The 9,938-nt window shown below is 66.4% G+C and carries 8 protein-coding genes and 1 pseudogene; 1 reads left to right on the top strand and 8 read right to left on the bottom strand.

The features are described from left to right. Positions 1-262 precede the first annotated feature (262 nt). Positions 263-1,696, bottom strand: coding sequence for a type I glutamate--ammonia ligase (gene glnA, locus A5777_RS01785; protein WP_064861437.1), 1,434 nt, complete (start codon positions 1,694-1,696; stop codon positions 263-265). A 403-nt stretch (positions 1,697-2,099) separates the two neighbouring features. Between glnA and A5777_RS01780 the strand changes: the two genes are divergently transcribed. Then, positions 2,100-2,597 (top strand): hypothetical protein, encoded by a 498-nt coding sequence (locus tag A5777_RS01780; protein ID WP_064861436.1) that lies wholly within the window; start codon positions 2,100-2,102, stop codon positions 2,595-2,597. Here A5777_RS01780 and A5777_RS01775 read toward each other — a convergent pair. The 7 genes and pseudogenes from A5777_RS01775 to A5777_RS01745 form a co-directional block, all read right to left on the bottom strand. Beyond that, positions 2,584-2,781: pseudogene (locus tag A5777_RS01775) on the bottom strand (nuclear transport factor 2 family protein); the annotation flags it as partial. The gene A5777_RS01780 and the pseudogene A5777_RS01775 overlap by 14 nt on opposite strands. 18 nt (positions 2,782-2,799) lie before the next feature. Next, entirely contained in the window at positions 2,800-3,543 is a 744-nt protein-coding gene (locus tag A5777_RS01770; RefSeq protein WP_005206465.1) for a DUF4191 domain-containing protein, read from the bottom strand. A gap of 102 nt (positions 3,544-3,645) precedes the next feature. Continuing rightward, positions 3,646-4,683, bottom strand: coding sequence for a lipoyl synthase (gene lipA / locus A5777_RS01765; protein WP_005206466.1), 1,038 nt, complete (start codon positions 4,681-4,683; stop codon positions 3,646-3,648). Next, a complete protein-coding gene (gene lipB / locus A5777_RS01760) occupies positions 4,680-5,411 on the bottom strand; it encodes a lipoyl(octanoyl) transferase LipB (protein WP_064861435.1) in 732 nt (243 codons plus the stop codon). Before lipB ends, lipA begins: the two co-directional genes overlap by 4 nt. Before the next feature lie 8 nt (positions 5,412-5,419). Beyond that, positions 5,420-6,304, bottom strand: coding sequence for a TIGR01777 family oxidoreductase (locus A5777_RS01755; protein ID WP_005206468.1), 885 nt, complete (start codon positions 6,302-6,304; stop codon positions 5,420-5,422). Positions 6,305-6,311: 7 nt separating this feature from the next. Further along, positions 6,312-8,093 (bottom strand): 2-oxoglutarate dehydrogenase, E2 component, dihydrolipoamide succinyltransferase, encoded by a 1,782-nt coding sequence (gene sucB, locus A5777_RS01750; protein WP_064861434.1) that lies wholly within the window; start codon positions 8,091-8,093, stop codon positions 6,312-6,314. A 198-nt stretch (positions 8,094-8,291) separates the two neighbouring features. Further along, positions 8,292-9,866, bottom strand: coding sequence for a leucyl aminopeptidase (locus tag A5777_RS01745; protein ID WP_064861433.1), 1,575 nt, complete (start codon positions 9,864-9,866; stop codon positions 8,292-8,294). Positions 9,867-9,938 lie beyond the last annotated feature (72 nt).

Raw genomic sequence — 9,938 nt, 5'->3', positions numbered from 1 at the left:
ACCGAACGGACCGTGGCCGCCGCAAGGTCCTCCTCCCCAGGGCCCACCACCGCAGGGCCCGTATCCGTTCGGTCCCGATCCGGGGTAGGTCATGCGAACAGCATTGCACGGCGTCGTCCGTGCGCCGATGCCGAGTTCGGTTGTCGGCGTCGGGGTCTGGCCGTGTGAATGACGCCAGAACGCACAGTCGATGACTCCCGACGCACACCGCCCGCCCGACGACTCGTCGGGCGGGCGGTGTGCGGTGCTGTTGTGCTGGGACTCAGCAGTCGTAGTACAGCGCGAACTCGTAGGGGTGCGGGCGGATCTGGACCGGCTCGATCTCGTTCTCACGCTTGAGCGCGATCCAGGTCTCGATCAGGTCCTCGGTGAACACTCCACCGGCGGTGAGGTATTCGTGATCCTCTTCGAGCTTGTCGATGACGGCGCTCAGCGAGGTCGGTGCCTGCGGGATGCTCTTGGCCTCCTCCGGAGGAAGCTCGTAGAGATCCTTGTCGACGGGCTCGTGCGGCTCGATCTTGTTCTTGATGCCGTCGAGTCCGGCCATCATCATCGCGGCGAAGGCGAGGTACGGGTTGCCCGAGCTGTCGGGGCAGCGGAACTCGAGGCGCTTGGCCTTCGGGTTGTTGCCCGTGATCGGGATACGCACACAGGCCGACCGGTTGCGCTGGCTGTAGACCAGGTTGATCGGAGCCTCGTAGCCCGGCACCAGACGCTTGTAGGAGTTGACGGTCGGGTTGGTGAACGCCAGCAGCGACGGAGCGTGGTGCAGGATGCCGCCGATGTAGTAGCGAGCCAGATCCGACAGGCCCGCGTAGCCGGCCTCGTCGTGGAACAGCGGCTTGCCGTCCTTCCACAGCGACTGGTGAGCGTGCATGCCCGAGCCGTTGTCTCCGAAGAGCGGCTTCGGCATGAAGGTGACCGACTTGCCGTTCGCCCATGCGGTGTTCTTGATGATGTACTTGAACAGCAGCACGTCATCGGCTGCGTGGAGCAGCGTGTTGAACTTGTAGTTGATCTCGGCCTGGCCGCCGGTGCCCACCTCGTGGTGGCCACGCTCGAGCTCGAAGCCCGCGTTGGTCAGGTTGGTCGACATCTCGTCGCGCAGGTCGACGTAGTGGTCGTACGGCGCCACCGGGAAGTAGCCGCCCTTGGGGCGCACCTTGTAACCGAGGTTCGGCGAGCCGTCGGGGTCGACGGGCGAACCGGCATTCCACCAGCCCGACTCGGACTCGACCTCGTAGTAGGTGCCGTTCATCTCCGAGCCGTAGGACACGCCGTCGAAGATGTAGAACTCGGCCTCAGCACCGAAGAAGCAGGTGTCGGCGATGCCGGTGGAGGCCAGGTAGTCCTCGGCCTTACGGGCGACGTTACGCGGGTCGCGGCTGTAGGCCTCACGAGTGAACGGGTCGTGGACGAAGAAGCTGACGTTCATCGTCTTGGCCTTGCGGAAGGGATCGATCTGAGCAGTTGCCGGGTCGGGCAGCAGCATCATGTCCGACTCGTTGATGGACTGGAATCCACTGACAGACGAACCGTCGAAGGCGAGGCCGTCTTCGAAGACGCTCTCGTCGAACGCCGTCGCCGGGATGGAGAAGTGCTGCATCACGCCGGGCAGGTCGCAGAATCGGATGTCGACGTACTCGACACCTTCCTTCTTGATGCCCTCGAGTAGTTCTTCTTTGCTGCTGTACACCGTGCGGTGACTCCTTCACTATTTCGCCGGCGGGTGGCCACGAGACGGTCACCCGACACGCTCGTCCGCCACCGAGAGACAGCAGCGGATCTCAGCTCAGACCGTATGGATCGGACGTTGCCCGCGCGTCAAGGACGTGTTTCTCCTGTGTTACACACCGCGGACGTGGGACACCATAACTATTCCTGATTCCGGCCTTGCGCGCGTGGTGAATCTGACCACTCGTCGACCATGCGTACCGATGCTCGACGGTGAGCGCCGGTGCCGTCGTGTGCGGGGCTGCCGGTCTTCTCCTGTGCGGGGCATACACTGACGTGCAGAGACGAGCGCGCTGCACCGCTCGTCGGGCGTAAATTCCGGCGGGGTTCACCCCGTCGGCGGACGAGGAGAGAGGGTGCCTGCGATGGGTCGCGCTACCGGATCATGGCTGTCGGGGCCGCAGGCCGGCCAGGACGTCGACGTCGAATACCTTGGCGCCGACCTCGGGCTTCCCGAGACCGGTCCGGGTTCGCTCGCGGGTGGCTGGCATCGCGTCGCCGGATTGATGGTCGACTGGCTGATCGCGGGTGGACTCTCGTTGTTGTTCGTCCGCTTCGGTTCACCCGACATGGGCACGGTCATCCTGGCGGTGTGGTTTGTCGTCGGTGTCGTCACGGTGACGTTGTTCGGCTTCACGCCGGGGCAATTCGCCGTGGGTACACGGGTGGCCCGCGTCGACTACGGCCCCGATCGCACCTCCGCGGAGGTCAGCGGCTCCGAGCACTTCGCGGCAGTGGGCCCGATCCGTGCGCTGGCGCGCCAGGTGCTCATCGTGTTCATCGTGCCCGCGCTCATGAACGACTACAACGGCCGCGCGCTGCATGATCGCGCGACCGGCACGGCGATGATCAGGACCCGCTGAGCTCTGCCGTCGCCTCTGTGCGAATCCGATCGAACTGGGCGCCCATCGCCTCGGACAGTGCGACTGCCGCTGACAGTGGCCGCACCATCACCGTGAAGTCGACGATTCTGCCGTCGTCGTCGAGGCGGAGGAAGTCGCAACCGGACACGGTCTTGCCCGACACCTTTGCCAAAAGCAGTGCATGGTGGTGGTGCGGACCGCCTCAGCTACGACGACGCGCGGTGCGCTGCATGCTGCGCGTCTTCGCGTTCGCGGGCAGCGGGCCCTTCGGCATCGCGGGTCCGGAGCCGCGGCTGCTCAACGCGCTGAGCCGCCCTTCGAGGGCGTCGATGCGCTTGCCGTCGATGTTGCGGGGCAGCTTGTTGAGGTGGCGTTCGAGCTTGGAAAGCGGTACCTGGTCGTCGTCGTTGCCGACGTACACCTCATAGATGGGGGTGTCGCCGACGACGCGTGCAGCCTTCTTCTTCTCCTGTGCCAGCAGCGAGCGCACCCGTGTGGGAGAACCCTCGGCGACCAGGATCACGCCGGGCTTGCCGATCACGCGATGCACGGCGTCGAGATGGCTGGTGCCCGCGACGGCCTGGCTGACCCGCCACTGTCCGCGCATGTTGCCCAACGCCCAACCGGCCGCGCCGGGTTGTCCCTCGGCACGCGTGTACACGGTCTTCTGGACACGACGCCCGAACAGCACGAACGCGGCGAGCAGTCCGAGGATGACGCCGACCGGGATGAACAGCCACGGGCTACCGAGCACGAGACCGAGAACGACGAACACCGCGACGACCAGCAGGAAGACGCCGACCATGTACGGGATGAGCCGCTTGTCTTCTTTACGCTGCATCTGGAACGCCTGCCAGAGCTGCGTGTAACGCTCGCGCGAGGCCTTACGACGAGCCTTTTTCGCCGCGGCCTTTTCCTCTTTGCTTGCTGCAGACGCCTTTGCCATGCCCTCTAGGATACGTCCGACCACCGACCGGCACGCCGGGGGTTGGCCGAGCACTCAGGCGTCGGCGTTTGCGGCGCCGACGGGGTGGGCGCTCGTCGGAAATCAGTGCGCGAGGCGGGAGAGGACGCTCGACGCTTCCTGGCTCGCCGACCCCTCGGTGGCGAGATGAGCCATCGCGGCGGGGATTTCGCGGCCGTGGTGAGCCATCGCCTGCGCGTAGAGTCGCCCGGCGCGGTACGACGAGCGGACCAGCGGTCCGGCCATCACACCGGCGAATCCGACCTCGCGCGCGAAGTCGGAATGCTCGACGAACTCCTCCGGCTTCACCCACCGCTCGACGGGATGGTGCCGCGGCGAGGGGCGCAGGTACTGCGTGATGGTGAGGATGTCGCAGCCCGCCTCGTGTAGGTCGACGATGGACTCGCGGACCTCTTCGGGTGTCTCGCCCATGCCGAGGATCAGATTCGACTTGGTGACGAGCCCGAAATCGCGAGCCTGGGTGAGGACGTCGAGGGAGCGCTCGTACCGGAACGCGGGCCGGATGCGCTTGAAGATGCGGGGGACGGTCTCGAGATTGTGTGCCAGCACCTCGGGACGTGCGTCGAATACCTCGTCGAGGAGCTCGGGCTTGGCGTGGAAATCGGGGATCAGGTTCTCGACGCCGGTGCCGGGGTTGAGGCGGTGGATGGCTCGCACGGTCTCGGCGTAGAGCCAGGCGCCCTCGTCGGGGAGGTCGTCGCGTGCGACGCCGGTGATCGTCGAGTACCGCAGGCCCATCGCCTGCACACTCTCGGCAACGCGGCGGGGTTCGTCGCGGTCGAGTTCTGCCGGCTTACCGGTGTCGATCTGGCAGAAGTCGCAGCGTCGGGTGCACTGTTCGCCACCGATCAGGAAGGTGGCCTCGCGGTCTTCCCAGCACTCGTAGATGTTGGGGCATCCCGCTTCTTCGCAGACCGTGTGCAGCCCTTCGCGTTTCACGAGTCCCTTGAGCTCCGAATATTCGGGGCCCATCGTCGCGCGCGTCTTGATCCACTTGGGTTTGCGTTCGATCGGGGTCTGCGCGTTGCGGACCTCGAGACGCAGCAGCTTGCGGCCGTCGGGGGCGGTGGGTGTGGAGGCTTGTGAATCAGACACGGTCACCGCACCGATGCTACGCCCGGCTCGACGGTCGACTGCGGGTCCGTTACACCGATCACATCGGCGCCGACGTCGCGGTGGTCGAACGCCGAGCGCACCGCGTCGACGACGTCGACGAGCACTTCGTCGACGGTGATTTCGTGGCCCGCTTCCAGCGCGAGCGAGGTGACGCCGGCGTCGGCGATGCCGCAGGGGACGATGGCGTCGAATGCGCTCATGTCGGGGTTCACGTTGAGTGCGAACCCGTGCAGGGTGATTCCGCGCGCCACGCGGATACCGATCTGGCCGAGTTTGCGTTCGCCCGCGTCGTCGCTGACCCACACTCCCGACCGGCCGTCGACGCGTCCGGCGGTGACGCCGAACCGCGCACAGACCGCGATCAGCGCCGACTCGATGCGTCGTACGTAGTCGACGACGTCGAGCGGCTGCGCGAGAGCGACGATCGGGTAGCCCACGAGCTGGCCGGGGCCGTGCCAGGTGATGCGCCCACCGCGGTCGACGTCGACGACGCTCGCGCCGTTCGTCGGCAGGTCGGACGGCTCAGTGCGTTTGCCCGCCGTGTACGTGGAGGGGTGTTCGAGTAACAGGAGGAGGTCGTGGTCGAGCGGGCCGTCGGCACGCTCGGCAGCGAGTGCGTGTTGGGTCTCGTACGCGTCTTGATAGTCGACGACGCCGAGGGTGCGTACCTCGAAAGGAGTCTCAGAATCCGTACGGATGGATTCGCGTGGCATGGGGAGCCCTACCGATTCGCGTAGGCCAGTCCGGAGTCGATGTCCGGGTGGGTGAAGGTGAAGTCGTTGTCGCTGAGCACTCCTGGTGCAACGCGCTGACTGAACAGAATCATTTCCTGCGCCATCTCGCCGCCCACGAACTTCGCGGCAAAACCGGGCACTCGCGCGAGTGTCGGACGGTGCACGGCCCGACCGAACGCCGACACGAAGTCGGCGAACGGTACTGCGCCGGGAGCCGCGAGGTTCACCGGTCCACTGATCGTCGACGAGAGGAGAAACTCGATGGCGCGGATCTCGTCGACAAGCGTGATCCAGGAAAAGTATTGGCGCCCACTCCCGATGGTGCCGCCGAGGCCGAGTTTGAACAGAGGCCGCAGCTTGGCGAGCAGCCCGCCGGAGCCGGAGAGCACCGGAGCTGTGCGCAACAACACGACGCGAGTGTTCTCGCCCGCGTTGCGCACCGCTGCGTCCTCCCAGTCGACGACGAGGTCGGCGAGGAAACCGCTTCCCGGGCCGTCGGACTCGATCGCCGCGTGTTCGCCGGTGTCGCCGTAGTAGCCCGACGCACTGGCGCTGAGAAAGGTGGGGACTCCCGCCTTCCGCACGGCTTCGGCGATCACCTCGGTCGGAGTGATCCGGGTGTCGCGCAGCTCCTGTTTGAACCGACCCGTCCACAACTGGTTGCCCACCCCGACCCCGCCGAGACTGACCACGGCGTCGACACCGTCGAGGGCTTCGGTTGGGACCCCGAGAGTCTCGGGGTCCCAACCGAATTCGTCGTCGGACAGTGGTTCGTGACGAACCAGGCGTCGGACAGTGTGGCCGGCATCGGTCAGCGAGGTGACCAGAGCCGAACCGATCAGCCCGTGGGAACCCGCGACGGCAATCAGCATGCGAGCCTTACAGCCCGAGTTCCGCTGCGAACTCGCCCTCTTCGAGGCGCTTCTTGATGGTCGTCAGGAAGCGGCCCGCGTCGGCGCCGTCGATGAGGCGGTGATCGTAGGTCAGCGGGAAGAACGACATCGAGCGGACCGCGATCGACTCCGAACCGTCGTCGCCGGTGATCACGACCGGACGCTTGACGATCGCGCCCGTGCCGAGCATCGCTGCCTGCGGCGGAACGAGGATCGGTGTGTCGAAGAGCGCGCCCTGGCTGCCGATGTTGGTGATGGTGAACGTGCCACCCGCGAGCTCGTCGGGCTTGAGGCCGTTCGAGCGAGCGCGTGCCGCGATGTCGGCGATGGCACGCGCCAAACCGGCGAGCGAGAGGTCGTCGGCGTTGTGGATCACCGGGGACAGCAGTCCGTTCTCGGTGTCGACGGCGATTCCGAGATGCACCTTGTCGTAGTAGGTGATCTCCTTCTTCTCCTCGTCGATCGACGCGTTGACGTTCGGGTGCGCCTTGAGCGCCTCGACGACGGCCTTCGCGATGAACGGCAGGTAGGTGAGGTTCACACCCTCGGCCGCCTTGAACGACTCCTTGGCAGCCTTGCGCAGGGTCGCGACCTTCGACATGTCGATCTCGAAGACCTGGGTCAGCTGTGCGCTCTCCTGTAGGGACTCGCGCGTCTTCTTCGCCGTGATCTGCCGGATGCGGTTGATCTTCTGCGTGGTTCCACGCAGCTTGGCGAGCTCGGGGCGGACCTCGGGTCCGTGGCCCGACGGGCTCGACGCCGCGGCAGCAGCCGGCGTCGACGACGCGGCAGGAGCAGCAGCGGGTGCGGGAGCCTTCTTGGCCTCTGCCGCCGCGAGCACGTCCTGCTTGCGGATACGGCCTCCGACACCGGTGCCCTTGATGGAGTTGAGGTCGATGTCGTTGTCGGAGGCCAACTTACGGACCAGTGGGGTCACGTACGGCGTGGATTCGACGGTCGGTGGATCGGAGGGTTCCTTGGCCGCGGGGGCGGTGCTGGCCTTGGCGGGCTCGGGTTCCGGAGCAGCCTTTTCGGGCTCTGGCTCCGGTTGGGGCTCGGACTCTGCCTTGGCGGGCTCGGACTCCGGCTCGGGTTCGGGCTCGGGAGTTGCGCCGGCCGCGGACTTGTCGCCGATGACCGCGAGCTTGCCGCCGATCTCGACGACATCGTCTTCGTTGGCGACGATCTCGATCAGTGTGCCCGCGACAGGAGATGGGATCTCGGTGTCGACCTTGTCGGTGGAGACCTCGAGAAGCGGCTCATCTTCGGCGACCTCGTCGCCGACCTGCTTGAGCCAGTTGGTGACGGTGCCTTCGGTGACCGACTCACCGAGCTCCGGCATGAGGACATCGGTTCCGGATGTCGATCCGCTCGGCGCCGCCTGCGCGACGGGCTTCTCGGCGGGGGCGTCGGCGTCGGTTGACGGCGCCTCGGGCTCCTGCTCTGGTTCTGAGGCCTGCTCGGGCTCGGTGCCGGCAGCCGAATCGGAATCGCCCGACGAATCGGAATCATCCGACGGTGCTTCTTCGCCCGCTTCGCCGATGACTGCCAGTTCGCCGCCGATCTCGACGACGTCGTCTTCATGGGCGACGATCTTCGTCAGCACACCTGATGTCGGAGCGGGGATTTCCGTGTCGACCTTGTCGGTGGAGACTTCGAGCAATGGCTCGTCGGCCTCGACGGTGTCTCCCTCCTCCTTCAGCCACCGCGTGACTGTTCCTTCGGTGACGCTTTCACCAAGGGCTGGCATCTGGACGGAGAAGGCCATCGTTGTTGACTCCTCGACTCGACATACGTGTCTGGGTTATGTGTGGTCTGTCGCGGTGGTGTGTGCGCCTCCGGGACACGGGCGTCGGCGGGTGGCCGATGCCCACGCGCTAAACCCTACCCGCCACCGGCCCGCGCCATGTGGCGTGTCGACGCAACTGCGTTGGCGAGTCGGGGACGGTGGCGGATAGGGGTGCGCTCAGCCGTTCTCGGCGATGTCCTCGATCACGCGCGCGATGGTGCGGACCGGGACGCCGGTTCCGCCCTTGGGGGTGTAACCCCACGGTGCTCCGGAGTTGAAAGCCGGTCCGGCGACGTCGATGTGGGCCCACTGCACGCCGTCGGCGACGAACTCCTTCAGGTACAGGCCCGCGGCGAGCATGCCGCCGTTGCGGTGGTTGGTGACGTTGGCGAGGTCGGCCACTCGCGACTTCAGGTCGGTGCGTAGCTCCGCGGCGAGCGGCATCGGCCACGCGTTCTCGCCGACTTCCTGCGAGAGTTCGGCGACGCGGTCGCGGAACTCCTCGGTGCCCATCACACCCGGTGTACGTGCCCCGAGTGCGACCATCTGGGCGCCGGTGAGCGTCGCGGTGTCGATGAGGTAGTCGGGTTCGTCCTCGCATGCGCGCACGATCGCGTCGGCAAGGACCAGGCGGCCCTCGGCGTCAGTGTTCAAGACCTCGACGGTGGTTCCGCCGTACTGGGTGAGTACGTCGCCGGGGCGCTGCGCGGTACCCGACGGCATGTTCTCGGCCATCGGCACGGTCGCAGTGACCGAGACGTCGACGTCGAGGCGAGCGGCCAGGATGGTGGCCGCGATGACGGCGGCGGCACCTCCCATGTCGGAGGTCATGTGATCCATGTTGGCTGCGGGTTTGATCGAGATGCCGCCGGTGTCGAAGGTGATCCCCTTGCCGACGAGGGCCACCTTTTTGGCGTCCTTCTTTCCCGTGTGCGTCAGCCGGACCAGTCGCGGCAGGCGTGAACTGCCCTTGCCGACGCCGATGATGCCGCCGTACCCGCCCTTCTCCAGCTCCGTGTCGTCGAGGATCTCGACCTTCAAGCCGACTTTGCTACCGAGATAGCGTGCGCGCTCGGCGAACTCTTCCGGGTAGAGGTGGCTCGGCGGGGTGTTGACGAAGTCGCGGGCGATCGCGGTGGCATCAGCGACGGCGACGGCGTGGTCGAGTTGCGCGGTGGCGGTTTTGCCGGTGTTCTCGACGAGCAGGCGCACCGTGGTCGGCGGAGTCTTTGTGGGAAGCGTTTTGGCGGAACGGAATTCGTCGAACCGGTATGCGCCAAGGAAGAAGCCCTCGCCGACGGGCTCGATGCCTCCGGCGGCGAGAGTGGTGGCGACTCGCTCGCGACCGTTCAGTGCACGGGCCACGATGCCCGCGGCCTGGCGGAGCTTCTCGGGATTCTCGACGTCGTCGGACGAGCCGAGGCCGACGGCCACCACGGCGTCGACGCCGAGCGACTCAGGTGCGGGAACGGTGGCCACATCACCGTGTGCGCCGCTGGCGCCGACCGCGACGAGCGCATCGCTGACGGCCGACGCCTGCGCGTCGTCGAGGAGCCCGTCGCCGATGAACAGGGTGGGCGCCGCGTCGGAGTCCGTGTCCTTGGAGTCTGTGTTTTTGGAGTTCGGGTCCTCGGGGTTGGGACTCTCGGGTGATACGAGCCCGATGACGAGCACCTCGTCGTTCTTGTCGAGGGAGGTTGCCAGTTGGATCTTGGGACCGCGTGTCCGGTCGACGCTCTCGTTCTTACTCACCCGCTCAACTCTGCCACGTCATTCCGCGGACCGACACGATCTCCCCAGAGCGGGTCCGACACCGGCAACCCT

The organism is Gordonia sp. 852002-10350_SCH5691597 (genome assembly GCF_001665715.1).
In the GTDB taxonomy this organism is placed as follows: domain Bacteria; phylum Actinomycetota; class Actinomycetes; order Mycobacteriales; family Mycobacteriaceae; genus Gordonia; species Gordonia sputi.
Note: the sequence above shows the minus strand (reverse complement) of the source record. Positions and strands in the feature narration are given on the sequence as shown.

What these genes read in the sequence shown, in the direction of transcription:
- A5777_RS01780 (WP_064861436.1), top strand. Translation starts at nt 2,100, where the DNA reads ATGGGTCGCGCTACCGGATCATGGCTGTCGGGGCCGCAGGCCGGCCAG.
- A5777_RS01770 (WP_005206465.1), bottom strand. Translation starts at nt 3,543, where the DNA reads ATGGCAAAGGCGTCTGCAGCAAGCAAAGAGGAAAAGGCCGCGGCGAAA.
- lipB (WP_064861435.1), bottom strand. Translation starts at nt 5,411, where the DNA reads ATGCCACGCGAATCCATCCGTACGGATTCTGAGACTCCTTTCGAGGTA.
- A5777_RS01755 (WP_005206468.1), bottom strand. Translation starts at nt 6,304, where the DNA reads ATGCTGATTGCCGTCGCGGGTTCCCACGGGCTGATCGGTTCGGCTCTG.
- sucB (WP_064861434.1), bottom strand. Translation starts at nt 8,093, where the DNA reads ATGGCCTTCTCCGTCCAGATGCCAGCCCTTGGTGAAAGCGTCACCGAA.